Here is a 23,574-nt window from a genome sequence, read left to right on the forward strand (position 1 = left end):
GTGCCGGGGAGCACTCGCGGGTTTCGAGTCGTTCGTGGAGCCGGTGTCAGGAGGCGATGCGAGTCGCCTGCGGCAGGGCTCCTTTGGCGGCGGCGCGGACGCCCGCGGCGATGGCGACCACCGGCGGGATCCAGCGGGCCTCGTGCGGGGCGACGCCCCAGCAGGCCGCACCGGCGGACAGCTTGCTCGGCGGCAGCGGGATGCCCGCGCCGTCGGAGTAGACGACCACGCCGGCGTCGCGCAGCGCCTCGATGGCGCGTGCGGCCTTGGCCAGGCCGGTGACGAGGTGGATCTCGCGGCGCTCGGCGCCCGGGATCTCGATGACCGGGCCGGTCAGGTCGTTGGCCCGCAGGTAGCGGCGCACGAAGGCGGCGGTGTCGCCGGTGACCTCGATGCCCGCGATGTTCTCGTCGGTGACCAGGCAGACGCCATTGGCGGTTTCGGCGACCGTCCAGCCGCGCTGGATGTAGTCCTGCGCAGATTCCGCAACGGCTGACGAAAACGTCGTACGCACTGGTTTCTCCATTCCCCGGTAGATCTAGTTCCTGCTCTGGTGGCGTATCGGAGCGGGGGGTTCGGGGCGTTACACACCCTTTTTCACCGCGAGTCCGGTTTCTTTGCAGAACGTCGTGTGTCCAGTCCGTTTCGACCGAAAAGTGGCCTTGGCTCCTCTGCGACAACCGGTTACCGGACCGGCTCTCGCCTGCGACGACGCGTCAAGGGCGCTATCGCTCGGTTCGGAGCCCGTCATCAGCCCGCCGGCGTGACGTGTTCTACAACACACTCTCTCGTCGTGCGGGCCTCCGGCGTTACCGGAGACACTGAATCGGCCGAAACCGGAGACACAGAATCGGCCGAACGGGTCTGCGGGAGAGGAGATCGTCGGCATGGCCGAACAGCCGGGGGAGTCGGAACTCGAGGAGTTCGAGAAGCTCGAGGAGCTCATCGAGGAGGGCCGCTGGGCCGCCTTCAAGGAGGCCGCCACCCGCCGCATGTCCCGGCGGCTCGCCGAGGAAGAGGACCCCGAGGAACCGGTCGAACCCTTCACCAGCCCAGGAGCTTTCGGCGCGTGGAGCGTGGATGCCGCCCGCGCCCTGCTGGACCTGCAGTTTCACCACGCCGCCACCCGCACGCTGCTGCCGCTGGCGTATCTGCTGGGCTTGGCCGGCGCCTTCACCATCCCGATCGTGGGAACCGTAGGGCTGTGGCGAATCTCGGCCTGGCTGGGAATCGTGTTCGCGGTGGTGTTCGCGGTGCCGCTGGGCCTGGTGATCGCCGCGGTGGTGCGCCTGCTGCTGGAGTTCGTGCTCAACGCGTCCCGGCTGGCGGCGCGGGTCGAGCGCATTTCCGATATGGCCGACGATCTGTTCCAGGCGTTGTCGGATGTGGCGGAACCGGTCAATCAGCTGTCCAAAGATGTTCAGGCAGTGCAATTCTGGCGCTTCCGCCGACGGTCTTCCCGGAAGTAGCCTGGGCAACGGCCCGTTACGTCTCCGCCGGGAGCGTGTCCCGCGTCCATGGATCGCTGAGTTTTCCTGTGCAACAATGCGATCGCAACACTGGTATAGGGGGACGAATGGCTCTACCGCAGGGGATTACCGGATCGACCGTGCCGCGCCGGCAGCTCGGCCGACACCTGCGCGACCTGCGAAATCGCGCGCGCATGACGACCCGGGTGGCGGCGCAGCGACTGGAATGGTCCGAGGCCAAGATCTGGCGCATCGAAACCGGTCAGACGTCGTTGCGCAGTCTGGATGTCGAGGCCATGTGCCGGATCTACGGTGCGCCGGAGGACGCCATCGAACCGCTCACCGCGCTGGCCCGCGAGACCAAGGCCCGCGGCTGGTGGACCGAGTTCAGCGATGTGATCGACGAGGGCTACGAGGTCTACATCGGGCTCGAGGAAGCCGCCGGAAAGCTGATCAGCTACGAGAACGAGCTGGTCCCCGGGCTGCTGCAGACCGAGCAGTACTACCGCGCGGTGCTGGCGGGGGCCTACCCCTGCATCTCGCCCGAGCAGCTGGACCGCCGGGTCCGGGTGCGCACCGCACGCCAATCCCTGCTCACCCGTGCCGATTCGCCGCTCCAGTTGGACGTGGTGATCTCCGAGGCCGTGCTGTGGCACCGCGTCGGCGGTGACGAGGTGACCCGCGGCCAGCTCGACCGGCTGCACAAGCTCGGCGAGCTGTCCAATGTCCGGCTGCGCCTGTTGCGCGCCGAGTGCGGCTACCACAACGGCATGGACGCGGGCCGGTTCGTGTTGCTCGAATTCCCCACCGCCGCAGGCGAACCCACCGAACCGCCGGTGGTGTACGTGGAGTCGTTGACCGGTTCCTCGTATCTCGACAAGGAGCCCGAGGTGGCCCGCTACCGCGAGGCCTTCGCCTCGGTGAGTTCCATCGCGGTGGACGCGCTTCCGATCATCGAGTCGGTGCGCGCGGCGCTCTAGGGCGCCGGTTCACCGGCCCAGAGTCTGGGCCAGCACCGCACGGTGCGTGGGCGCGGCCTGCCTGTGCAGTTCGCGCCCTTTTTCGGTCACGCAGACGAAGATCGCGCGCCGATCGTTGGTGCACAGCGTGCGATCCACCAGGCCGTCGCGTTCCAGCCGCGCCACGGTGCGCGAGAGCGCGCTCTGGCTGAGGTAGATGTCATTGGCCAGATCGCTCATCTTGTAGCTGTCGCTGCCGGTTTCGATGAGGCGGTCCAGGGTCTCGAATTCGCTGAGCCCGATGTGGTGGCGGCCCTGCAGTTCCTTCTCCAGGGCGCACGAGGTGGACGCGTGCCGGGTCAGGAGCTCGCGCCACTCACCCACCAGCCCCGACGTCTCGAAAGACGTTGTCACAGGCCGGTCGACGGGCACTGTCGGCTTCGGCATAGGGGTCATCTTAGTCGCTCCGGCAGAATCATGCCACCGCATTAAATGCTTGTGCATTTGATGCGTACGCATGTACCGTCCTCTCTCGTGACTTCCACCGAGATCCGCCCCGCAGTGAGCACCGCGGCCGACACCACGCAGTGGACCGCCCGGCTCTGGGGCATGCTCATCACCCTGTGCATCGTGCTGTTCCTCGACGGCCTCGACGTCTCGATGATCGGCGTCGCGCTGCCCTCGATCGGCACCGAACTCGACATCCAAACCTCCACCCTGCAGTGGCTGGTCAGCGGTTACGTGCTCGGCTACGGCGGCCTGCTGCTGCTCGGCGGCCGCACTGCCGACCTGCTGGGCCGCCGCAAGGTCTTCCTGATCGCCCTCGCCGTCTTCGCCCTGGCCTCGCTGGCCGGCGCGCTGGTGAGCTCGCCGGCGCTGCTCATCCTGACCCGCTTCGTGAAGGGCCTGGCCGCCGCGTTCACCGCGCCCACCGGCCTGTCCATCATCACCACGAACTTCCCGGAGGGACCGGCCCGCAACAAGGCGCTGTCCATCTACACCGTCTTCGGCGCGGGCGGCTACTCCATGGGCCTGCTGTTCGGCGGTCTGATGACCGGGCTCGGCTGGCGCTGGACCTTCCTGCTGCCCGTCCCGATCGCGCTCGCCGCCCTGGCCGCCGCGTACTTCCTGGTCCCCAAGGACAAGCCCGCCGAAGAGGGCGGCCACGACCTGCTCGGCGCGCTGCTGTCCACCGCCACCATGCTGCTGCTGGTCTACACCGTCGTCTCCGCGCCCGCCGCGGGCTGGGCCTCGGTCCGCACCATCGGCTCGTTCGTCGCGGTCGCCGTGCTCGCCGCCGCCTTCGTCTACGTCGAGAACAAGGTGCGCTACCCGCTGGTCCGCCTGGGCATCCTGCGCAAGGGCACCCTGGTCCGGGCCAGCCTGGCCATCATCGCGGTCGGCGGCTCGTACTTCAGCTGGCAGTTCATCACCACGCTGTACCTGCAGGACACCCTCGGCTGGTCGCCGCTGAAGCTGGCGCTCGCGCTGCTGCCGGTCGGTCTGCTGGTGGTCGCCTCGGCCTTCGTCTCCGACAAGCTGGTCGACCGCTTCGGCACCGGCCCGATCATCGCGATCACCATGGTGATCATGGGCATCGGCTACCTGCTGTACCTGCGCATCGACACCGCGCCGGACTACCTCACCGTGCTGCTGCCCGCGGTGCTGCTGGTCGGCATCGGCTGGGTCGGCTTCCCGGCCATCAACATCCAGGCCACCAGCGGTATCGACGATGACGAGCAGGGCCTGGCGGCCGGTGTGCTGCAGACCGCCATGCAGGTCGGCGCGGCCATCGTGCTCGCGGTGACCACCGCCATCGTCACCTCGTCGGTGCCCAGCCACCCGACCCCGGCCACCATGCTCGACACCTACCGGCCGGGCCTGCAGTTCGCCGCGGGCGTCGCCATCGTCGGCGCCCTGGTCGCGCTCACGGCAGTGCCGCCTCTCCGCGCCTTCAGCGCACGGCAGAGAGCCGTCACCCGTCGCTGATGCGGGCCGGCGGTTGGGTGCCGAACCAACCTTGGCCGTACCCGATGAGTTACCCGGATCCTCGCGAAATCAGTTGTCACCTCCCGATAAATCTGGGGCCCGTCACGGAAGTGGCGGGCCCCAGGTTCTTTGGGAGATGCTCAGCGGGCTGACTGCAGCGCCGCCAGACTCGGGGCCGCTGCGTCCTTGTCGGAGCGGACGAAGGTGAGCGGCTCGCCGTCGCGGCCCACGGTCGGCCAGGCGATGGCCAGGTCCGGGTCGAAAGCGTCCAGGTCCCGGTCGAATTCGGGGGAGTACTCCAGCGAGCACAGGTAGTTCACGGTGGAGTTGTCCTCCAGCGACAGCAGCGCGTGCCCCAGACCCTCGGCCAGGAACACCGACTTGCGCTCCACATCGTCGATCACCACCGCGTCCCAGGTCCCGAAGGTCGGGGAGTCGCGACGCAGGTCCACCACCACATCCAGGAACGCGCCGCGCACGCAGGTCACGTATTTGGCCTGGCCGGGCGGGGTCTCGGTGTAGTGGATGCCGCGCAGCACGCCCGCTGCCGAGGTGGAGATATTGACCTGCAGCAGATCGAAGGGCCGGCCCGTCGCCTTCTCGAACTCCGAGGCCTTGAACGACTCGTAGAAGACGCCGCGGTCGTCTCCGTGCAGCCGGGGGGTGAACTCCCACGCACCCGGCACCGACAGTTCCCGAATCCGCATGCCTACTCCCAGGTTCGCCCGTGGCCCAGCAGGTCCATCAGGTACTTTCCATAGCCCGAGCGCACCAGGGGTTCGGCCAGCCGGGCGAGTTGATCGTCGTCGATGAAGCCGAGCCGCCAGGCCACCTCTTCCGGCACTCCGATCTTCAGGCCCTGGCGTTCCTCGATGGTGCGCACGTAGTTGGCCGCGTCCAGCAGGGAGTCGAAGGTGCCGGTGTCGAGCCAGGCGGTGCCGCGGGGCAGCACCTGCACGTGCAGGCGGCCCTGCTCCAGGTAGACGCGGTTGACGTCGGTGATCTCGTATTCGCCGCGGTCCGAGGGCTTCAGGTCGCGGGCGATGGCGAGCACGTCGTTGTCGTAGAAGTACAGCCCCGGGATGGCGTAGTTGGAGCGCGGGCGGGCCGGCTTCTCCTCGATGGAAATGGCCCGGCCGTCGGCGAACTCGACCACGCCGTAGGCGGTGGGGTCGGAGACCCGGTAGGCGAAGACCGCGCCGCCGTCGAGGTTGTGGAAGGTCTGCAGCTGGGTGCCCAGGCCGGGGCCGTGGAAGATGTTGTCGCCCAGCACCAGTGCCGCGCTGTCGTTGCCGATGTGATCGGCGCCGAGCACGAAGGCGCGCGCCAGGCCGTCGGGCTCGGGCTGCACCACGTAGGAGATGTTCACCCCGAAGCGGCTGCCGTCGCCGAGCAGCCGGGTGAAGGCGTCCGCGTCCTCGGGGGTGGTGATCACCAGGATGTCCCGGATCCCCGCCAGCATGAGGGTGGACAGGGGGTAGTACACCATCGGTTTGTCGTACACCGGGACCAGCTGTTTGCTCACCCCGCGCGTGATCGGGTGCAACCGCGATCCGGTGCCCCCGGCCAGGATGATTCCACGCATGTCACGACAGTCTGCCAGTTCTGCCGCGAACCGTGGCGGTCAGGTTCCGACTGGAACTCAGATCGATCACGTTCGTTTATGGGCATGCCAATTCGGCGATAACTGTTGCGTAGGTCACGTTCCCATGGTGTTCTGAAACAACGCTATGTGAGATGTCAGCGCCGACTCTCCGCGCGCCGGGTGCCGAGCCAGCCAATCGGTCCCTCCGGTCGAACGGCTCGGCGCGCCAACAACGAGGTAGGTGCGCGATGGCATTGCCCTATGACGGGACTGTGGCCCGCGACGAAGTCGAGAACCCGGACCGTATCAGCGCCGCCGCGCGCACCCTGACCGCCTTCTCCCGGACCGTGATCCGGCCCGCCGGCGACCGCGCGACGGTCACCGTGGGCTCGATGCCGGTCGTCAGCACCGTGATCAACAGCCTCGCCAAACTGCGCCCCAACCCGCGCGGCGTCGAGCGGGAGGAAGTGCGGCTCACGGGCTTCCGCATCGAGATCGTGCGGCCCGCCGGGGCCGGCAGGTCACTGCGCGACGGCGCGGTGCTGTACATGCACGGCGGCGGCTTCTTCCTGTGCGGCCTCGACACCCACCGCCCGGTGGTCGCGTCCCTCGCCCGGCGCACCGGACTGCCGGTGGTCAGCGTGGAATACCGGCAGCTGCCCAAGACCGACATCTCCGGCTCCGTCGACGACTGCCTGACCGCCTACAAATGGCTGCTGGCACACGGGGTTTCGGCCGGACGCGTGGTGTTCGCGGGCGACTCCGCCGGCGGCTACATGACCTTCGCGACCGCCCTGCGCGCCCGCGACACCGGACTCCCGGTCCCGGCCGGTCTGGTCGGGCTGAGCCCCGCGCTGGACCTGGACTGCACCGAGAAGCGCGCCCACCCCAACTACCACCGCGACGCGCTGATCCCGTTGTCCGCCTTGGAATCCGCGGTGAAGATCGGCGCGGAGGTCGACGGCTGCCTGGATCCCCTGATGTCGCCGGTCAACCATGTGCTCGCGGGTCTGCCGCCCGCCCTGCTCATCATCGCCGAGGACGAGGTGCTGCGCCGCGACAGCGAGGTGATGGCACAGCGGATGGCCCAGTCGGGTGTGCCCGCCACGTTGGCGATCTGGCGCGGCCAGGTGCACGCGTTCCCGGCCATCTTCCCCAATATGCCCGAGAGCCGGGCCGCCCTGGCGCACGTGGCGCGGTTCGTCCGCGAACGCCTCGAGTCCGGGCAGATCGCGCGCACCGCGTGATCCGGCAGGGCACCCGGAATGAGTAGGTGAGACGCACAGCGTGTTTCGATGATGTGGGGCTCGGGGCGAATGAACCCGGGCCCCACATCTGTTCCGGCGCGGACACCTGTGCCCGGACAGACGAAACCCCCGCCCGGATGGAGCCCGGGCGGGGGTTTCGCTCTACCGTGCTGCGGTCTACTTGGCCGGGGCCGGAGCGATGTGCGGGCCGTTGATGGTGGTGAAGTACTGGATCGCGGCGGCGATGGCGACCGGAGCGGTGATGAACAGGTTGCCGGCGATGGTGCCCAGGAAGCCGACGGTGCTGGCGCCGATGAAGCAGCCGGCCAGCGGGCCGACACCGAACATGGTGGCCAGCGGTGCGGTCGCGGCGGCGAAGACCACGCCACCGATGGCGCAACCGACGGCCGCGCCACCCAGGCCGCCGACCAGGCTCGCGACGGTGGCGCCCAGGCCGATGGTGTCCTTCATGCGGTTCCAGGCGGCGAGCTCACGGTCGTAGTCCGACTTCCACGGAGCCTGGTCCTCATAGGGCAGCGCGACGTCCTTGAGGTTGTCGGGCGTGTAGGTCGCGTGGGCCATGTCGTACTGCGGGGTCAGGGTCGCGGTGCGGTCGGAGATCTCCGCAGCGATCGGGAAGGTGAAATCGTTCACCTTGAAGGACAGCGGCATGCCGGCGACGACGGTGCCGTTGGCGGCCTTGATCTCGAAGACGCCGTTCTCGACGACCAGCGAGCCCGCGTCCGTGTGGATGATGCTGTTGGTCTCGGTGGCGGTGGCGGTGTAGTGGATCGCACCAGCCTCCTCGGCGGGGGCGGCGTTCACAGTGCCGGCGGTGATGCCCATGGCAGCGATAACCAGCGCGGAAACCGCGGTGAAGTTCTTGAGACGCATGTGTTGAAACCTCATCGAAGAGCTCGGGGGGACAACACGAATCGAAATGGAGGACAGCTAACGAGCGGTGAACCCGTTGTGACCGTTCGTTCAAATTCTGTTCACCATGACGATCGTGCCGATGGCAAGGTATTGGAAAAGTCCTGCGTATGAAAGGTTTTCGCGCAGGCTGATTCTCTTGCCGGGTTCCATCTCTCGCCTGTCGAGTGATAAAGGTCACACGCGTCGCGTGCTATGTCGAGACGTTGCGCGGATGAATGTCACGGTTCCGACGCGGAATTCCGACATTTCGACCGAGTGGCCTGGTTTCAATTACGTGCATTTGTTTCAGCGTGATGACCGATTCCGCGCACCCAGCGCGCCAGGCTGGTGTATGGACCGCAACTTCCAGGACCCACCGGCGGCGTTCACCCCGGCCGTCGTAGTGTTTCGGTGTGCGATTGCTCGTAACCGGCGGGGCCGGCTTCATCGGCGCGAACTTCGTTCACCAGACGGTGACGCGGCGCGCGGGTGTCCACGTCACCGTGCTGGACAAACTCACCTATGCGGGCAACCGCGCCTCACTCGACCCGGTCGCGGACCGAATCGAGTTCGTGCACGGCGACATCGCCGATGCCGCGCTGGTGGATCGCCTGGTCGGGGGTGTGGACGCGGTGGTGCATTTCGCCGCCGAATCACACAACGACAATTCGCTGGCCGACCCGTGGCCCTTTGTCCAGACCAATATCGTCGGCACCTATTCGCTGCTCCAGGCCGTGCGCCGCCACCAGGTGCGCTACCACCACATCTCGACCGATGAGGTGTACGGCGACCTGGAACTCGACGATCCGGCGGCATTCGATCAGAACACGCCCTACAACCCGTCGAGTCCCTATTCGGCCACCAAGGCCTCCAGTGACATGCTGGTCCGCGCCTGGGTGCGTTCCTTCGGCGTGCGGGCCACAATCTCCAACTGCTCCAACAACTATGGGCCCTACCAACATGTGGAGAAGTTCATCCCGCGTCAGATCACCAATCTGATCGACGGCGTCCGGCCCCGGCTCTACGGCGCCGGACATCAGGTGCGGGACTGGATCCACGTGGACGACCACAACAGCGCGGTCTGGGAAATCCTGGAGCGCGGGCGAATCGGCCAGACCTATCTGATCGGCGCCGACGGCGAACGCGACAACAAGTCCGTGGTGGAGTTGATCCTGGAGGCATTCGGCCGCGCCGCCGACGATTTCGACCACGTCACCGATCGCCCGGGCCACGATCTGCGCTACGCCATCGACGCTTCGCTGCTACGCACCGAACTGGGCTGGGAACCCGAGTACCGGGACTTCCGCAAGGGCCTGGCAGCCACCGTCGACTGGTATCGGGACAACGAATCCTGGTGGCGGCCACAGAAGGCCGCGACCGAATCCGCGTACGCCGACGCGGGCGAAAAGGTGATCTAGACCGGTCCTGACCTACCTGAACAGCAACGCCGGGGCAATTCGCCCCGGCGTTGATCGTTGCAGGTCACGGATGTTTCGGGTCAGCCCCAGACCAGGGTGGAGTACTTCACCGCGGCCGCGATCAGCGCCACCGAGGTCGCCGCCATCACGGTGAACGCCGCCGCCCGCGCCGGCGCCCGGCCCGCGGCGTCGGCGAGCCGCAGCGGCACCCAGCGCAGCAGCACCGCCAGGCCCAGCACCGCCAGCGGCACGAAGTAGCGGCCCTGCACGCCGTCGATGATGAAGTAGCCGACCGGCGTGAAGGACATGTACAGCGTCACGTAGATCATGGCCACGCTGGCCGCGATGGTCAGCAGCACCAGCCAGGTCCTCTTGCGGTCCGCGCCGGCCGGCGAGAAGCGCTCGGCCGCACCGAGGCTCATGCCGAAGGCCAGCAGCGCCGCCAGGATGGTGAGGGCGGGCACCTCCACGTAGGAGAAGCCGAGCTCACCGAAGAACTGGGTGAACCAGTGCTGGTCGCGGCGGGCGATGCTGTCGCCGAAGACGCGCAGGAAGTGGAACGGATCGCTGAGGATGCCGTGCAGCTGGTCGCCGGGGCGCACCGTGCCCCACTGCTTCTCGGGCCGCATCAGGCTCATGCCGTCACCGGTCGGGGCGGCGATCTTCATCCAGCCCGCGAAGGACGCCGCGCCGAGCCCGGCGGCCGCCCACGGCAGCACCCGCTGCCACACCGCGACCCGCTCGCCGTCGCCGAAACCGAAGCGGCGGGCCGGGATCAGCACGGTGAGCATGGCGATCAGCACGTAGGTCGGCTTGCAGACCGGCAGCAGCACGGTGGTGGCCAGCGCGGCCACCGTCTCCGGCTTGCTCAGCCGCTCACCGAGGAACAGGCCCTTCACCACCAGCGCCGACACCAGCAGGGCGAGCGCGTTGGTGACGGTGTCCGCGGTGACGGTTCCCGCCTGGAACAGCGCGATGGGCAGCACCGCGACGGTGAAGGCCAGCCACTGCACCCGGTGCCCGCGCAGCACGCGCAGCGCGAATCCGACGATCAGCAGGTAGGCGAGCAGTCCGGCCCAGCGGGTGGCCAGCACCATGCCGCCGACGTTCAGGTCGAGGGCCTCGGCGATCCGGATCCCGGCCGCGGGCGGCAGGTACGGGATCGGGGAGTAGGCCGCGGTATTGGTGAACCACACCGGCGTGGTGTCGGCCGAGACGGCGGCCGCGCCGAGTTGGTCGTAGACGTGCGGGTCCAGAACCATGGGCTCCGGCTCGTCCGGGTTGTCCTGGTAGTCGGCGAAGGCGTAGCTCATCAGCGCGTCGATGCTGACGGGCACGTCGCCGCCCCAGGCCGGGCCGCGGTCGTCATGGATCTTCTGCGGCAGGAAGCCGCCGTGCGAGACCTGGTAGGCGCGGCCGAACTGGGTGATCTCGTCGTGGCCCCAGAACGGGGGCGTGAGCACCGACCACACCGCGCCGAAGACGCCCGCGATGAGCACGAAAGCCACGGCGGCCGAACCGAATCGGCGTTCGACGCCGATCGCGGCGCGACGCAGACCGGCGGTCTTCGAGTCGGGCCGCGCGGCACTGGGTTCGGGTTCGGCGGGGATCTTCTCGGGCGTCGCGATGGTGGTGCTCTCCGTCATCGAACCGAACCGCCGGAGTGGCCGCCGGGTTCGGTCTCGCCGACCGCGGCGTACCGCAGATACATCAGGCGGGCCGCCTCGTGTCGGGAGCGGCGGATGCCGTCCAGGATCAGGCCGGCGGTCCAGGCCAGGCTGCCGAGCAGCAGCAGGGTGAAACCGAGGAACAGGGTCGGGAAACGCGGGACCTGGTGGGTCTCGTAGAACTCGATCACTATCGGCGTGATGAGCACCAGCGAGACCAGCCAGGACAGCGTGCCGAACAGGCCGTAGAAGGCGACCGGCCGCTCGTGCCGGGCCAGGCCGACGATCAAGCGCAGGATCTTGAAGCCGTCGCTGTAGGTGCGCAGCTTGGACTCGCTGCCCGCGGGCCGGTCCCGGAAGCCGACCGGCACAGCTGTCTGCGGGACGCCCAGGTGCTGCGAGTGCACGGTCAGTTCGGTCTCGATCTCGAACTCGCGCGACACCGCGGGGAACGACTTCACGAAGCGGCGGGAGAAGACCCGGTAGCCGCTGAGCATGTCCTCGACGTTCTCGCCGAACACCTTGCCGACGACGCCGTTGAGCACCTTGTTGCCGGTCTCGTGCCCGGCCCGGTACGCCGACCCGGCCTCGACCTCGCGGCGCACGCCCAGCACGTGGTCGTAGGGGCCCTCGAGCAGGGTGCGGATCATCTCCGGCGCGGCGGCGGCGTCGTAGGTGTCGTCGCCGTCGACCATCAGATAGACATCGGCCTCGATATCGGCGAAAGCGCGGCGCACCACATTGCCCTTGCCCTTGCGGTTCTCGGTGCGCACGATCGCCCCGGCCGCGCGCGCCTTGTCGGCGGTGGCGTCGGTGCTCAGGTTGTCGTAGACGTAGACGACTATGCCCGGGACGGCGGCCTGCAGGTCGGTGACGACCTTCGCGACGGCGGCCTCTTCGTTGTGACACGGCACGATGGCGGCTATACGAAGCTCGGTGGAGTCCACCCGGTCAATCCTCTGATCGGAGGCGAATATGAACACCGGGGAGGGTACCCGACCGTCACAGATATATGGGTGCTGCGGGGTTGGGGTACCGTCGGCCGGTGTCTGCGAACGAGTCCACGGCGGTGAACGTATCGTCGCCGAATACTTCCCTGACCGGGAAGGTCCGGGGCCTGCTGCAGCGCGGCGGGGCCTTCCTGGTGGTCGGCGCGATCGGCTTCGTCGTCGACGCGGGCACCTACAACCTGCTGGTCTTCCTGGGCGGTGAGGGGCCGTTCTTCCGCCTCCCGCTGGTCGCCAAGATCATCGCGATCGGGGCGGCCACGGTGGTCACCTATTTCGGCAACAAGTGGTGGACCTACTCCGATCACGCCGGCGATACCGGGGCCCGGCACATCCTCACCTATGCCGCGCTGAATGTGATGGCCATCGGACTGCAATTGAGCTGTCTCGGCGTCTCGCGCTATGTGCTGGGACTGGACAGTCCGTTGGCGGACAACGTTTCCGGCACGCTGATCGGTCAGGCCGTGGCCATGGGCTTCCGATTCTGGGCCTACGGGAAATTCGTCTTCACCAATCCGGCCTCGGGAACGAATAGTGATTGACCGTTGACGGTGACCGCCGACCACCGCCGATCCGATCGACCCGATATCGTGCAACCGGCTCACTCCCATGTTCGCGGCCGTCCCGATTCTGGACTGACGGAGCGGGGGAGCGAAGCGGAGGAGCGGAGGAGGGAAGAATCGGGACCAGAGGCCGCGAACCCGCCCGCAGCGAAGCGGAGGGCCAAAGACACAGTGTCTAAGTATTCAAAGGATGTCGAGGGATTCATGGATGCGTCGGCTGGGCAGGCCGTGACCGAAACCGAGGACCAGGAGAGCGTGGCAGCGCCCGCGGCCCTGCGCGCGGAACACGCCGCGCCGGAGCGGATGGTGCTGGCCCGCGGCATCTTCACCGGTCCCGCCCCCAAGATCAGCGACGACCTGTACGCCGTGGCCAAGGGCAAGGTCACCCGGGAACGGCGGACCCTGCGCCTGGAGAAGGGCGCGTCGGTCAATACCAATACCTATTTCGGGCGCTTCGCCGCCTCCTACTGGCAGCGCTGGACCAAGGTCACCGAGGTCGAGGTGGGCCTGACCCTCGAGGTGACCGGCAAGGTGCGGGTGCGGCTGGCCGCCTCCGACATCGCCGGACACCGCCGGGTGGTGGACACCGCCGTGGTGAAGGAGACCGGCCGGGTGACGCTGCTCGCCCCGCTGGACATGTACATCGACGGCGGCGCGATCTGGCTGGAGATCGAGGCGCTCGGCGGTGAGGCCGTGATCACCGATCTGGAGTGGACCGCGGCCGCGCCCGAGCAGGTGCGCCCGGTGGCCATCGCCATCTGCACCTTCAACCGGGCCCAGGACTGCGCGAACACCGTTGCGGCGCTGGCCTCCGACGCCACCGTGCTGTCGCTCATCGACGCCGTGTACGTCGTCGACCAGGGCACCGACCTGGTCCAGGACCAGGCGCTGTTCACCGAGACCCAGCCCCGGTTCGGCGACAAGCTGCGCTACATCCGGCAGCCCAACCTCGGCGGCGCGGGCGGTTTCACCCGCGGCCTCTACGAGGTGTCGGGCGCCAATGAGCACGCCGACGTCATCCTCATGGACGACGACATCCTGTGCGAACCGGAAACGGTGTTGCGGCTCAACGCCTTCGCCAATCTGACCGTGGAACCCACCCTGGTGGGCGCGCAGATGCTGTTCCTGTTCAACCCCGACTTCCTCAATGTCGGTGCGGAAGAGACGAATCTGGGCAAGCTGCGCCACGGCCAGAAGGTGGCCAAGGCGCTGCGCAACACCTCCATGCTGAAGAAGCACCAGGAACGCCGCGTCGACGCCGGCTACCAGGCCTGGTGGACCTGCCTGATCCCGGCCGAGGTGGTCAAGAAGATCGGGCTGCCGGTGCCGATCTTCTTCCAGTGGGACGACGTGGAATACGGCCTGCGCGCGCGGGAGAACGGTTTCGTCACCGTCACCCTGCCCAATGCCGCCGTGTGGCACGCCGACTTCTACTGGAAGGACTTCGACGACTGGGCGCGCTACTTCTCCTCGCGCAACTCGCTCATCGTGTCCTCCCTGCACCACGACCTGGACGGCAAGGCGATCACCCGCCAGCTGTTCCGGGAGATCGCCGAGTACCTGGTCGGCATGCAGTACGGCCTGGCGCACACCACCCTGCAGGGCGTCGAGGACTACCTGAAGGGCCCGGAGACGCTGCGCGACGGCGGTATCGAGGCGCTGGCCAAGGCCCGCGGCTCCCGCTCCGACTATCCGGAGACCGCCAAGCACGCGGCGACCGCCTCCGGGGTCCCCAACGCGCATCTGCACGTCCGCCGTGCGGGCGGCGAGCCCAGCCACCCGCTGCTGGTGCTCTACAAGCGCGCGCTCAACCAGTGGACCGGCCGCGTCATCCCCGGCCCCGTCGCGGTCACCCGCGAGGACGCCCACTGGTGGCACGTCGGCCTGTTCAACCACGTGGTCGTCACCGATGCCTCGCAGTCCGGTGTCCGAGTTCGCGTGCGCGACAAGGAAACCGCCCGCCGTCTGCTGATCCGCGCCTACCGGGTGCTGCGTCAGCTCCGCAAGGAGCTGCCGGACCTGCAGCGCCGCTGGCGGGGCGCGATGCCGGAGCTGACCAGTCGAGAGAACTGGGAACGTCTCTACGGAATCGACAAGACTGCTTGATATTCGGCTGAACATGGCCCGGGACATCCTGTCCCGGGCCATGTTTCATTTCCGCTGTGGGTATTACGCCTGTCCGCCAATCCGGGTCGCCGGTCAGGGCGCGGTGAGCAGTGTGCGGGCGGCGGCGGCGAGATCGGCTTCCAGCCACTCCGGGAGTTCGGGGGCGTGGGCGTGGCGGCGCAGCGCGGCGTAGGGGAGGTCCACGACCGCGCGGCTGACGGCGTCGATCTCGCGGGGCCCGGCGCTGCCGTAGAGGCCGTTCGCGATGCGATCCAGCTGCGCGAACAGGGGTTCGTTCATCCGCGCCAGGCGATCACGGAACTCGGTGTCGGGCGCGCCGTCGAGCAGGTCCCGGGGCCGCAGGTTGAGCAGCAGCTTGGCGTCGTCGGGGCAGTCCCGGCCGAAGCCCACGGCGGCGGAGGTCATGCCTACCGCAGCCGCCAGCGGATCCTCCGCCGCCGCGGCGGCCAGCACCCGGGACTGGAACCGGTCCAGCGCCCGGATCCACGCCTCGGTGAGCACGCCGTTGCGGTTGCCGAACCGGTGGTAGAGCGTGCCCACGGGGGCGCCGCTGGCCTCGGCGATGGCGGCGACGCTCGCCGCGCGAGGGCCGTCGCGCAGCACCAGTGCGCGCGCTGCGTCGAGGATCACGTCGGTGTCGTGCTTGCGGGGAGGCGCCATGAACTAGTACGTTCCTTCTATATGGAGCGTTTGCCCTATATCGATGAGCATTCCAGGGTAATCAATGCCGATCGCGCCGCAACGTGGACCGCACTATTGCGCACGACCTGCGGAAACCCTGACGACCTCAACACACTGCCCCGCGGTTTCGTGCTCGACGAGGCCGATCCGCCGCACCGATTGGCCGCCAAGGGCCGCCATTGGTTCTCCCGCTACCGCCTGACCTTCGTGCTCGACGAGGTCGACCCCACCCGCACCCGTCTCACCGCGATCAGCCACGCCGCCTTCCCCGGCATCCACGGCCGGATCTATCGGGCTCTGGTCATCGACTCCCGCATGCATCGCCTGGTGGTCCGCGACATGTTGCGCCGGATCTCGGTCGCCGCGGGGAGGCCCGCATGAGTCTCCCCGGTCAGCGGTGGGGCGTCACCGACGTCGAGCTGTCCGCGCGCATGCCCTGTGACGCAGCGCTTTCCGGCTCCGTGGTGATCTGTGATCGGGCCGTTCCGGTGGACGCGCCCCCACCCCTGGTCTTCGCCTGGCTCTGTCAGCTGCGCGCCGCCCCCTACAGCTACGACCTGCTCGACAACTTCGGCCGCCGCAGCCCGCGGCTGCGCGATCCGGAACTCACCGACCTCGCGGTCGGCCAGCGTGTCATGTCGGTCTTCGAACTGACCGATTTCACACCCGGCGAGCAGATCACGTTGCGGGCCAAGAGCGTAGCGGTCACCTACGCGGTGCGCCCCGAAACCGGCGCGGGCAGTCGTCTGCACGCGCGCGTCCGATTCCGGGGTCCCGCCTGGCTGCTGGCGCTACCGGTCTTCGGCGATTTCCTCATGATGCGCAAGCAATTGCTCACGCTGAAGGAATGCGCCGAGCGTGAGGCCGTCGCGTTCGGCTGAGGTCAGAGGAACAGGTCGGTGGTGAGGGGGCCGTCGCCGGGAGTGACGCGGTACTGGTCGAGGTCGGTGATGCCGTGTGCCGCAAGGACTTCGTCGTCGATGAAGAAGTTCCCGGTGGTGTCCTTGGCCGGGGAGGTGAGGACCAGGTAGGCGGCGTCGGCGTAGATGTCGGGGGTGCGGGAGGTGGAGATCATCTCCTCGCCGCCGAGCAGGTTCTTGACGGCCGCGGTGGCGATGGTGGTGCGCGGCCACAGGGAGTTCACGCCGATGCCGTACTTGCGCAGCTCCTCGCTCAAACCCAGTGTGGTGAGCGACATTCCGTACTTGGAGATGGTGTAGCCCAGGGCCATGCCCGCCCATTTGGGGTCCAGGTTGAGCGGCGGCGACAGCGTCAGGATGTGCGGATTGCGCCCGGCCTGAGCGGAATCCCGCAGCGCGGGGATGCTGAGCTTGGACAGCAGGAAGCTACCGCGGCAGTTGACGTCCTGCATGAGGTCGTACTTCTTCATGGGCAGGATCTCGGTGGGGGAGATGTCGATGGCCGAGGCGTTGTTGACCACCATGTCGATCCCGCCGAAATTGGCGATGGTCTGCCGCACCGCGTCCGCCACCGCCTCGTCGTCACGCACGTCGCCCAGGTATTTCAGGACGGTGCCCCCCGCCTGCTCCAGTTCGGCGGCGGCGGTGTGGATGGTGCCGGGCAATTTCGGATGGGGCGTATCGGTTTTCGCGATCAGAGTGATGTTCGCGCCGTCCGCCGCCGCCCGCTTGGCGATCTCGAGCCCGATGCCGCGGCTACCGCCCGACATGATCATGGTCCGTCCGGCCAGCTGCTTCGGTTTTTCGGTCATGGATCCGCTCCTGTCCGTGAATGCGCCCCGTGTCCGATCATCCGCGCCCGGGTGGCTCGGCGGGGCAGAAACCCTCGTATCTCGGACAGTAGGCGGGGAGTGCTCACTATGCAACTAGGTGCATATATGTAGTGCTGGCGCTACCCCTCGGGGCCCGCGCGCGCGACCCCGATTCCGGGCGCGCGGGCCATGGGCTCGGGGGCGCCGCCTGCCTAGCCTCGAGAGGACCGGAAAACCCGGTCCGAACAGGAGGAATCTCTTCCATGAGCGCATTGCGACGGTCTCGGAGCCGCGTCGCTGTGGCCGGGGCGGCGCTGGCGGCCGTGCTCGCCGTCCAGGGCTGCACCACCACCCAGGACCCCGCGACCGACCGGCCCGGCGGCCTCGGCCCCCGGCTGGCCCGGCTCCTCGACGATCTCGTCCAGCAGCACGGATTCCCGGCCGCGCAGGTGACCATCGACGGCCCGGGCGGCCATCGGGTCCTGACCGCCGGCGCGGGCGACACCGTGACCGGCGCACCCATCGGTGACGGCGCCCGGGTCCGAATCGGCAGCAATACCAAGACCTTCGTGGCCACCGTCGTCCTGCAACTGGTGGCCGAGGGAAAGGTCGACCTTGATGCGCCGATCGAGCGCTATCTCCCGGGTGTGGTGCGCGGCAATGGCAATGACGGCGACCGCGTCACGGTGCGTCAGCTGCTCCAGCACACCAGCGGCCTGCCCGACTATCTCGCGTCCGGCGATCCTGCGGTGCCCCCGGACCCGGGCAGCCCGCAGTTGCGGCCCGATGCCGAGAAAATCCGTTGGGCCCATTACGAATCCGCGGACCTGGTGCGCATCGCCATGTCGATGCCGCCGCGATTCGAGCCCGGCGCGCGTTCGGTCTACACCAATACCAACTACATCCTGCTCGGCATGCTGATCGAGGCCGTGACCGGCCGTCCGGCCGCGGCCGAGATCACGGCCCGCATCCTGGAACCGCTCGGCCTGCGCGATACCTACTTCCCGGATCCGGGCGAGACGACCATGCGTGGCCCGCATCCGCGCGGGTACCAGGACATCGACGGCGCGCGCGCCGATTTCACCGACCTGGACCCGTCCTGGGCCGGCACCGCCGGCGCGATGGTGGCCACCCCCGCCGACCTGAACCGCTTCTTCGCCGCCGTGCTGACCGGGAAACTGCTGCCCGCCGCCCAAGTGGACCAGATGCGACGAACGGTCCCCTTCGACCGCGGTGAGCCCGGCGCCGGTTACGGGCTCGGCCTGATCCGCCAACCGGTTTCCTGCGGCAAGGAGGTCTGGGGTCACGGCGGCAGCATCCCGGGCTTCGAAACCCGCAACGGCGTCGCCGTGGACGGCACCGTGGTCGTCGTGGTCGTCAATCAACTCCCGGCCGACCACGCCGCCGCCGACGCGGTGGCGCAGGTCTTCAACGCCGCCATCTGCTCATGACCAGGGGACCATCCATGCTCATCCGCACCATGACCGGCGCCCGCGGCGTGCTGGCCGCGCTCGCCGTCACGGGTCTCGTCGGCGCGGTGGCCTACACGACCACGGCCGTCACTGATCACGCCGCCGCGGCCGAACCCCTGGACCGCTACTACCACCAGGCGCTCACCTGGCAGTCCTGTGCGGAACCGGGGCTGGATGGTCTGGGCGCGCAGTGCACCGACATCACCGTCCCCCTGAATTACGCCGAGCCGCAGGGACGTACGACCACCGTCGCCATCTCCCGAATCCCCGCCACCGACCCGGCGCGGCGACGCGGTGTCATGCTCTCCAATCCGGGCGGCCCCGGCGGTGCGGGCCTGGACTATTTCGTGGACACCGGCAAGGCCATGACCGCCGACGTGCGGGCCGGCTACGACCTCATCGGCATGGATCCCCGTGGCGTGGGCCGGTCCGCGGCCGTGGACTGTCGCTGGCCCACCGGTTTCGGATTGCAGTTCGCGGGGGTCGACGCCCACGGTTTCGCCGAATCCGTCGCGACCCAGGCCGATCTGGCGGCTCGCTGCGCCGCCGCCGAGGGAGATCGGCTGCCGTACTTCACCACTCGCAATACCGCCCGCGACATGGATGTCATCCGCGGGGTCCTCGGCGAGGAGAAGCTCAACTACCTCGGCACCTCCTATGGAACCTATCTGGGCGCGGTCTATACCCAGATGTTCCCGGAACGTTCGGATCGCTTCGTCCTGGACAGCACCGTCGACCCGGACCGCTACGGCGCATCGGGCCTGGTGCAGCTGATGGGCCCACCCAATGAGGCGGCGCTGGACGCCTGGGCGGAGTGGACGGCCGTCCACGCGGACGAATACCGGCTGGGCGCGACGGGCCCGGAGGTGCGGGCGGGTGTGGAGAACCTGATCGCGCGCGCCGCCGCCGAGCCGGTGCGGATCGGCGACTTCGAGGTGGATGCGCATCACCTGCCGCTGGTGCTCTACATTGCCTTCGACTCTCCGAATCAATATCCGCTGGCCGCCAGGCAGATTCGGGAACTCACCGATGCCGCGGCGGGTGTGCGGGTCACCCCGGACGATGATCTCGCCGCGAAGCTCGACGTCATTCTGCGCGCCCGGCCGCGGGACTCCTCGCCGCAGATGGCGGTGCTGTGCGGCGATGTCGGCGTGCCCCGAGATCCGCGGTGGTATCTGCGCAATATCGAAGCGGCCCGCGCGACCCAGCCGGTGTTCGCCGCCCTCGCCGAGAACATCAGCCCCTGCGCCTTCTGGCCTCCGCCAGTTGAATCGCCCACGGTGATAGGCAATTCCGTGCCCGCGCTGATCATCCAGTCCACGGGTGACACCCGCACCGCCTACGCGGGGGCGCTGGGCATGCACCGGGCGCTGACGGCCTCGCGCCTGGTCACCCTGGAGAATGTGGCCATCCACTCGATCTTCGGCCGCTACCCGAACGCCTGCGTCTACGACGCGGTGAACACCTATCTCCGGGACGGTACGCTGCCTGGCGCGGACCTCACCTGCCGCGACTGATCATCCGGCGTTCAGATAGGCGAGCACGGCCAGCACCCGCCGGTGCCCGACCTCGTCGGCGAACAGCCCCAGCTTGGCAAAGATGCTCCGAATATGTTTGAGCACAGCGCCTTCGGTGACCACGAGGCGCTCGGCGATGGTGGCATTGTCGAGCCCCTCGGCCATGAGCGCCAGCACCTCCCGCTCGCGCGGGGTGAGGCCCGCTAGCGGATCGTCGGTCCTGCGCCGCACCAGGAGTTGCGAGATCACCTCGGGATCCATGGCGGTTCCGCCCTCAGCGACCCGGCGCAGCGAATCCAGGAAGCGATCCACCTTCCCGACCCGCTCCTTGAGGAGATATCCGATCCCGCCCGCCCCGTCGCCGAGCAGTTCGGCGGCGTAGCTGTCCTCGACCCAGGCCGAGAGCACCAGCACCGGCAGGCCGGGATGAATCTGCCTGGCGCGCACTGCCGCCCGCAGCCCGTCGTCGGTGTAGGTGGGAGGCATCCGCACATCCACCACCACGGCGTCGGGCCGGTCGGCGGTGACCACCCGCAGAAAGTCGTCGGCATTGTCGACGGCCGCGACCACATCGATACCGGCGGTCTTCAACAACAGCGCCAGTCCCTCGCGCAGCAACGCGTCGTCCTCGGCGATCACCACCCGCATGACGCCATCACCGCTTCCCTCACGATCAACACGGCAGCTCCACCCGCACCACGGTAGGTCCGCCAGGCGGGCTGCTGAGCAGCATCCGGCCGTCCAGCGCCTGGGCCCGCCGCCGGATTCCGGCCAGTCCGCCGCCCTCGGCTTCGACCGCCGCTCCGACACCGTCGTCGTGCACCTCCACGGTCAGGACCTCGGCGGTACCCCCGAGGCCGACTCGAAGCTGTTGCGCCCCGGAATGTTTGGTCGCATTGGTCAGCGCTTCGGCGATCACGAAATACGCGGCCGCCTCCACCGCCGCCGGCCGTCGCCCGATCGGGGCACTCGCCTCCCCGTCGACATCGAGGGTGCACGGGATCGGTGAGCGGGCGGCCAGGGCCGAAATGGCGCTCGTCAGGCCACGATCCGCGAGCACCGGCGGGTAGATGCCGCGCACCGCGTCCCGTAATTCGGCGAGCGCGGCCTCGGCCGTGTCCTGGGCCTTGCGCACCAGCTCGTCCGCCGCGCGCGGATCCCGTTGCCGCAGTTGATCGGCCAGACCGAGCTGCATGATGACCGCCGCGATCCGCGCCTGCGCACCGTCGTGCAGATCCCGTTCGATGCGCCGCAGTTCGGCCCCGTGGGCGTCCAGCGCGGCCGCGCGTGTCGCGGTCAGTTCCGCCACCCGGACCGCGAGCTCGGCGCCCGACGCCGGTCCGAGCAGCGCCCGGGCCAGCACCGCCTGCCACCGGGCCACGGTCGGCAACTGAAGAACCAAGGCCGCCAGCGGAATCGCGATCAGGGCGCTGAGCGCCGCCAGCGGCCACGAATCGACGACGAAACCGAAGCTCTCGACCGTGCCCGGAGGCACGATCCGCCAATACACCGGAATCGCGAGCTGATTCAGTGCGCCCCACGGTAGCCCGACCGCCAGCAGCGCCACCACCGTGCCGGACACCCCGTGCAGCCACAGCCACGCGATATCGCGGCCGTTCGCCGGATCCCGCAGGGCAGCCGTCAGCCGCTCCCGCAAACCCCCGGTCATCGGCCGATACGCCACCCGGATCGGCGCGCCCAGCCGTTTCCCCGCCCGCCGCCGTTCGAACCCGGTCAGCGGCCGGATCAGTCGCAGGAATTCGGGGATCGCCGGAATGCCCACGCCCAGGAGGCTGGTGGCCGCGACCAACACCAGGCCGACCAGGGCCACCGTGGCCGCGGCCCCGGAAACGCCGCCGACCAGCAGATAGCCGATGCTCCCCGGGAGCGCCCGCAGCCGACTGCCGGCCCGCCGGCGCACGGCCGCCGGGCCGCGCGTCGGCAATGGGTCGGCACTCACACCACCAACCTACTGATCGACCGGATGCCGGCTCGATGAGGTCGGTCGCGAGAGCCGACGTGCGGGCGCCGCCCGGCCACGGTGTCGGTCGTGGCTGGGCAGGGCGAATCCTCAGCGCTGCTTGCCGCCGCGTTCCTTGTACATCCGCCGCTGGCTCTTGTTGATGTCCTTCCACACCTTCTTGCGCTCGGCCTGCAGCCGGGCGTCGGTGCGGGAGGCCAGCCAGTCGTTCTCGCGGCTCAGCTTGCGGTAGCTGTCGAGTCGGCGCTGCGGCAGCGCACCCGACTCGATGGCCGCGAGTACCGCGCAACCGGGTTCGGTCCGGTGCTCGCAGTCGGCGAAACGGCATTCGGCGGACAGGGATTCGACATCGCTGAAGGTGCGGCCCAGTCCTTCCGCGGCATCCCAGAGACCGACCGAACGCAGTCCGGGCGTATCGATGAGCGTGCCGCCGCCGGGCAGCGGTCGCAGTTCGCGGTGCACGGTGGTGTGCCGGCCCCGCTTGTCGCCCTCGCGCACCGCCTGGGTGGCGAAGACCTCCGCGCCGAGCAGCGCGTTGGCGAGCGTGGACTTGCCCGCGCCCGACGGCCCGATCAGCGCGACCGTGCCGGTCAGCAGCGAGCCCAGCACGTCCATGCCGACCCCACCGGCGGCGCTGACCGCCAGCACGGTCACCCCGGGCGCGGCGGCCCGGACGTCCTCGAGCGGAATATCGTGCGCCAGATCGGCTTTGGTGAGCACCACGATCGGCTGGGCGCCGGATTCCCAGGCCAGCGCGAGCAGCCGCTCGACGCGCCCGAGGTCGACGTCCCCGTCACCGGCGGTGCACACCAGCACCGTGTCCACATTCGCGGCCAGCACCTGGTGCGCGGATTTGGCGCGGGAATCGGGCTGTCCGGAGACGGCCGCCCGGATGATGGCGGTCCGGCGCGGCAGCAGGGTCCGCACGGTCCGGGTGCGATCGATGGCCACCCAGTCGCCGGTGCACAGTCCGCTGACCTCGGAATCCGAGCGCGGGAGTTGTGCGCGGACCACCGCGGCCGTCAAACGGCTCTGGTAGTCGGCGGTGGGCAGTGGCGCGACGATATCGCATTCGCTGCGATCCATGCGGATCACGCGGGCGGGAATCAGTCCCTCGTCCAGCAGCGGCCGGTAGTCGGTGGCGAGAGCGGAGTTCCAACCGTAGGGGCAGAGCAGGTCGAGATCGACCGAAGACATGGGGAGTCCTTTGACGGGCCGAGCCCGGATCACGGACTCAGCGAGGGG

Annotated in this window: 23 protein-coding genes; 11 read left to right on the forward strand and 12 right to left on the reverse strand. The window is 68.7% G+C overall.

Translation table 11 applies throughout. The features are described 5' to 3' along the window. Positions 1–46 precede the first annotated feature (46 nt). A complete protein-coding gene (locus ACFV4K_RS16945) occupies positions 47–514 on the reverse strand; it encodes a hypothetical protein (RefSeq protein ID WP_379275783.1) in 468 nt (155 codons plus the stop codon). Positions 515–887: 373 nt separating this feature from the next. On the opposite strand from ACFV4K_RS16945, the gene ACFV4K_RS16950 reads away from it, so the two are divergent. Together ACFV4K_RS16950 and ACFV4K_RS16955 are read left to right on the forward strand one after the other, a co-directional pair. After that, the gene (locus ACFV4K_RS16950; protein WP_379275784.1) at positions 888–1,469 is read left to right on the forward strand and encodes a DUF4282 domain-containing protein; all 582 of its coding nucleotides are present in this window, start codon (positions 888–890) and stop codon (positions 1,467–1,469) included. Positions 1,470–1,576: 107 nt separating this feature from the next. Then, entirely contained in the window at positions 1,577–2,449 is an 873-nt protein-coding gene (locus tag ACFV4K_RS16955; protein WP_379275785.1) for a helix-turn-helix domain-containing protein, read from the forward strand. 9 nt (positions 2,450–2,458) lie between these two features. Here the strand turns inward: ACFV4K_RS16955 and ACFV4K_RS16960 are convergent, their stop codons facing one another. Beyond that, the gene (locus tag ACFV4K_RS16960; RefSeq protein ID WP_379275786.1) at positions 2,459–2,875 is read right to left on the reverse strand and encodes a MarR family transcriptional regulator; all 417 of its coding nucleotides are present in this window, start codon (positions 2,873–2,875) and stop codon (positions 2,459–2,461) included. Positions 2,876–2,935: 60 nt separating this feature from the next. Between ACFV4K_RS16960 and ACFV4K_RS16965 the strand changes: the two genes are divergently transcribed. Beyond that, entirely contained in the window at positions 2,936–4,417 is a 1,482-nt protein-coding gene (locus ACFV4K_RS16965) for an MFS transporter (protein ID WP_379275787.1), read from the forward strand. Positions 4,418–4,557: 140 nt separating this feature from the next. Here ACFV4K_RS16965 and ACFV4K_RS16970 read toward each other — a convergent pair whose 3' ends face one another. Both ACFV4K_RS16970 and rfbA read right to left on the reverse strand, forming a co-directional pair. After that, positions 4,558–5,124 carry a dTDP-4-dehydrorhamnose 3,5-epimerase family protein gene (locus ACFV4K_RS16970; protein ID WP_379275788.1) on the reverse strand — a complete coding sequence of 189 codons (567 nt, stop codon included), beginning with the start codon at positions 5,122–5,124 and terminating at the stop codon, positions 4,558–4,560. A gap of 2 nt (positions 5,125–5,126) precedes the next feature. After that, complete coding sequence (gene rfbA, locus ACFV4K_RS16975) at positions 5,127–6,002, reverse strand: glucose-1-phosphate thymidylyltransferase RfbA (RefSeq protein WP_379275789.1); 876 nt, start codon at positions 6,000–6,002, stop codon at positions 5,127–5,129. Positions 6,003–6,250: 248 nt separating this feature from the next. Here rfbA and ACFV4K_RS16980 point away from each other — a divergent pair, with 248 nt between their 5' ends. Beyond that, positions 6,251–7,249, forward strand: a complete 999-nt coding sequence (locus tag ACFV4K_RS16980; RefSeq protein WP_379275790.1) for an alpha/beta hydrolase — start codon at positions 6,251–6,253, stop codon at positions 7,247–7,249. A 177-nt stretch (positions 7,250–7,426) separates the two neighbouring features. Here the strand turns inward: ACFV4K_RS16980 and ACFV4K_RS16985 are convergent, their stop codons facing one another. Next, positions 7,427–8,143, reverse strand: a complete 717-nt coding sequence (locus ACFV4K_RS16985; RefSeq protein ID WP_379275791.1) for a hypothetical protein — start codon at positions 8,141–8,143, stop codon at positions 7,427–7,429. A 434-nt stretch (positions 8,144–8,577) separates the two neighbouring features. Here ACFV4K_RS16985 and rfbB point away from each other — a divergent pair, with 434 nt between their 5' ends. Next, positions 8,578–9,582, forward strand: coding sequence for a dTDP-glucose 4,6-dehydratase (rfbB, locus tag ACFV4K_RS16990; RefSeq protein WP_379275792.1), 1,005 nt, complete (start codon positions 8,578–8,580; stop codon positions 9,580–9,582). 80 nt (positions 9,583–9,662) lie between these two features. Here the strand turns inward: rfbB and ACFV4K_RS16995 are convergent, their stop codons facing one another. After that, positions 9,663–11,228: a DUF2142 domain-containing protein gene (locus ACFV4K_RS16995; protein WP_379275793.1), complete on the reverse strand. Its 1,566-nt coding sequence runs from the start codon at positions 11,226–11,228 to the stop codon at positions 9,663–9,665. Continuing rightward, a complete protein-coding gene (locus ACFV4K_RS17000; RefSeq protein ID WP_379275794.1) occupies positions 11,225–12,196 on the reverse strand; it encodes a glycosyltransferase in 972 nt (323 codons plus the stop codon). Before ACFV4K_RS17000 ends, ACFV4K_RS16995 begins: the two co-directional genes overlap by 4 nt. A 98-nt stretch (positions 12,197–12,294) precedes the next feature. Here ACFV4K_RS17000 and ACFV4K_RS17005 point away from each other — a divergent pair, with 98 nt between their 5' ends. Together ACFV4K_RS17005 and ACFV4K_RS17010 are read left to right on the forward strand one after the other, a co-directional pair. Beyond that, a complete protein-coding gene (locus ACFV4K_RS17005) occupies positions 12,295–12,798 on the forward strand; it encodes a GtrA family protein (protein WP_379275795.1) in 504 nt (167 codons plus the stop codon). A 225-nt stretch (positions 12,799–13,023) separates the two neighbouring features. Then, the gene (locus ACFV4K_RS17010) at positions 13,024–14,925 is read left to right on the forward strand and encodes a glycosyltransferase (protein ID WP_379275796.1); all 1,902 of its coding nucleotides are present in this window, start codon (positions 13,024–13,026) and stop codon (positions 14,923–14,925) included. Positions 14,926–15,018: 93 nt separating this feature from the next. Here the strand turns inward: ACFV4K_RS17010 and ACFV4K_RS17015 are convergent, their stop codons facing one another. Continuing rightward, positions 15,019–15,606, reverse strand: a complete 588-nt coding sequence (locus ACFV4K_RS17015) for a TetR/AcrR family transcriptional regulator (protein ID WP_379275798.1) — start codon at positions 15,604–15,606, stop codon at positions 15,019–15,021. A gap of 21 nt (positions 15,607–15,627) precedes the next feature. On the opposite strand from ACFV4K_RS17015, the gene ACFV4K_RS17020 reads away from it, so the two are divergent. Both ACFV4K_RS17020 and ACFV4K_RS17025 read left to right on the forward strand, forming a co-directional pair. Next, the gene (locus tag ACFV4K_RS17020; RefSeq protein WP_379275799.1) at positions 15,628–16,008 is read left to right on the forward strand and encodes a hypothetical protein; all 381 of its coding nucleotides are present in this window, start codon (positions 15,628–15,630) and stop codon (positions 16,006–16,008) included. Then, positions 16,005–16,508, forward strand: coding sequence for a hypothetical protein (locus ACFV4K_RS17025; RefSeq protein ID WP_379275801.1), 504 nt, complete (start codon positions 16,005–16,007; stop codon positions 16,506–16,508). Before ACFV4K_RS17020 ends, ACFV4K_RS17025 begins: the two co-directional genes overlap by 4 nt. A 2-nt stretch (positions 16,509–16,510) precedes the next feature. Here ACFV4K_RS17025 and ACFV4K_RS17030 read toward each other — a convergent pair whose 3' ends face one another. Next, complete coding sequence (locus ACFV4K_RS17030; protein WP_379275803.1) at positions 16,511–17,359, reverse strand: SDR family oxidoreductase; 849 nt, start codon at positions 17,357–17,359, stop codon at positions 16,511–16,513. A 263-nt stretch (positions 17,360–17,622) separates the two neighbouring features. Here ACFV4K_RS17030 and ACFV4K_RS17035 point away from each other — a divergent pair, with 263 nt between their 5' ends. Next, positions 17,623–18,810 (forward strand): serine hydrolase domain-containing protein, encoded by a 1,188-nt coding sequence (locus ACFV4K_RS17035; RefSeq protein WP_379275804.1) that lies wholly within the window; start codon positions 17,623–17,625, stop codon positions 18,808–18,810. Beyond that, the gene (locus ACFV4K_RS17040) at positions 18,807–20,348 is read left to right on the forward strand and encodes an alpha/beta fold hydrolase (RefSeq protein WP_379275806.1); all 1,542 of its coding nucleotides are present in this window, start codon (positions 18,807–18,809) and stop codon (positions 20,346–20,348) included. The genes ACFV4K_RS17035 and ACFV4K_RS17040 overlap by 4 nt, the downstream gene beginning before the upstream one ends. On the opposite strand, the gene ACFV4K_RS17045 is transcribed toward ACFV4K_RS17040, so the two are convergent. The 3 genes from ACFV4K_RS17045 to rsgA all read right to left on the reverse strand — a co-directional run bounded on the left by ACFV4K_RS17045 (position 20,349) and on the right by rsgA (position 23,526). Next, positions 20,349–20,996 (reverse strand): response regulator, encoded by a 648-nt coding sequence (locus tag ACFV4K_RS17045; RefSeq protein WP_379275808.1) that lies wholly within the window; start codon positions 20,994–20,996, stop codon positions 20,349–20,351. Positions 20,997–21,021: 25 nt separating this feature from the next. Continuing rightward, on the reverse strand, positions 21,022–22,308 hold the full coding sequence (locus tag ACFV4K_RS17050; protein WP_379275810.1) for a sensor histidine kinase: 1,287 nt from the start codon (positions 22,306–22,308) through the stop codon (positions 21,022–21,024). A gap of 111 nt (positions 22,309–22,419) precedes the next feature. Beyond that, a complete protein-coding gene (rsgA, locus tag ACFV4K_RS17055) occupies positions 22,420–23,526 on the reverse strand; it encodes a ribosome small subunit-dependent GTPase A (RefSeq protein WP_379275811.1) in 1,107 nt (368 codons plus the stop codon). Positions 23,527–23,574: the final 48 nt, after the last annotated feature.

It is taken from the genome of Nocardia sp. NPDC059764 (assembly GCF_042732555.1).
Taxonomy (GTDB): Bacteria; Actinomycetota; Actinomycetes; order Mycobacteriales; family Mycobacteriaceae; genus Nocardia.

Coding starts and splice junctions, on each gene's coding strand:
- ACFV4K_RS16950 (WP_379275784.1), top strand. CDS start 888: ATGGCCGAACAGCCGGGGGAGTCGGAACTCGAGGAGTTCGAGAAGCTC.
- ACFV4K_RS16955 (WP_379275785.1), top strand. CDS start 1,577: ATGGCTCTACCGCAGGGGATTACCGGATCGACCGTGCCGCGCCGGCAG.
- ACFV4K_RS16960 (WP_379275786.1), bottom strand. CDS start 2,875: ATGCCGAAGCCGACAGTGCCCGTCGACCGGCCTGTGACAACGTCTTTC.
- ACFV4K_RS16965 (WP_379275787.1), top strand. CDS start 2,936: ATGCGTACGCATGTACCGTCCTCTCTCGTGACTTCCACCGAGATCCGC.
- ACFV4K_RS16970 (WP_379275788.1), bottom strand. CDS start 5,124: ATGCGGATTCGGGAACTGTCGGTGCCGGGTGCGTGGGAGTTCACCCCC.
- rfbA (WP_379275789.1), bottom strand. CDS start 6,002: ATGCGTGGAATCATCCTGGCCGGGGGCACCGGATCGCGGTTGCACCCG.
- ACFV4K_RS16980 (WP_379275790.1), top strand. CDS start 6,251: ATGGCATTGCCCTATGACGGGACTGTGGCCCGCGACGAAGTCGAGAAC.
- ACFV4K_RS16985 (WP_379275791.1), bottom strand. CDS start 8,143: ATGCGTCTCAAGAACTTCACCGCGGTTTCCGCGCTGGTTATCGCTGCC.
- ACFV4K_RS16995 (WP_379275793.1), bottom strand. CDS start 11,228: ATGACGGAGAGCACCACCATCGCGACGCCCGAGAAGATCCCCGCCGAA.
- ACFV4K_RS17010 (WP_379275796.1), top strand. CDS start 13,024: ATGGATGCGTCGGCTGGGCAGGCCGTGACCGAAACCGAGGACCAGGAG.
- ACFV4K_RS17015 (WP_379275798.1), bottom strand. CDS start 15,606: ATGGCGCCTCCCCGCAAGCACGACACCGACGTGATCCTCGACGCAGCG.
- ACFV4K_RS17020 (WP_379275799.1), top strand. CDS start 15,628: ATGGAGCGTTTGCCCTATATCGATGAGCATTCCAGGGTAATCAATGCC.
- ACFV4K_RS17025 (WP_379275801.1), top strand. CDS start 16,005: ATGAGTCTCCCCGGTCAGCGGTGGGGCGTCACCGACGTCGAGCTGTCC.
- ACFV4K_RS17030 (WP_379275803.1), bottom strand. CDS start 17,359: ATGACCGAAAAACCGAAGCAGCTGGCCGGACGGACCATGATCATGTCG.
- ACFV4K_RS17035 (WP_379275804.1), top strand. CDS start 17,623: ATGAGCGCATTGCGACGGTCTCGGAGCCGCGTCGCTGTGGCCGGGGCG.
- ACFV4K_RS17040 (WP_379275806.1), top strand. CDS start 18,807: ATGACCAGGGGACCATCCATGCTCATCCGCACCATGACCGGCGCCCGC.
- ACFV4K_RS17045 (WP_379275808.1), bottom strand. CDS start 20,996: ATGCGGGTGGTGATCGCCGAGGACGACGCGTTGCTGCGCGAGGGACTG.
- rsgA (WP_379275811.1), bottom strand. CDS start 23,526: ATGTCTTCGGTCGATCTCGACCTGCTCTGCCCCTACGGTTGGAACTCC.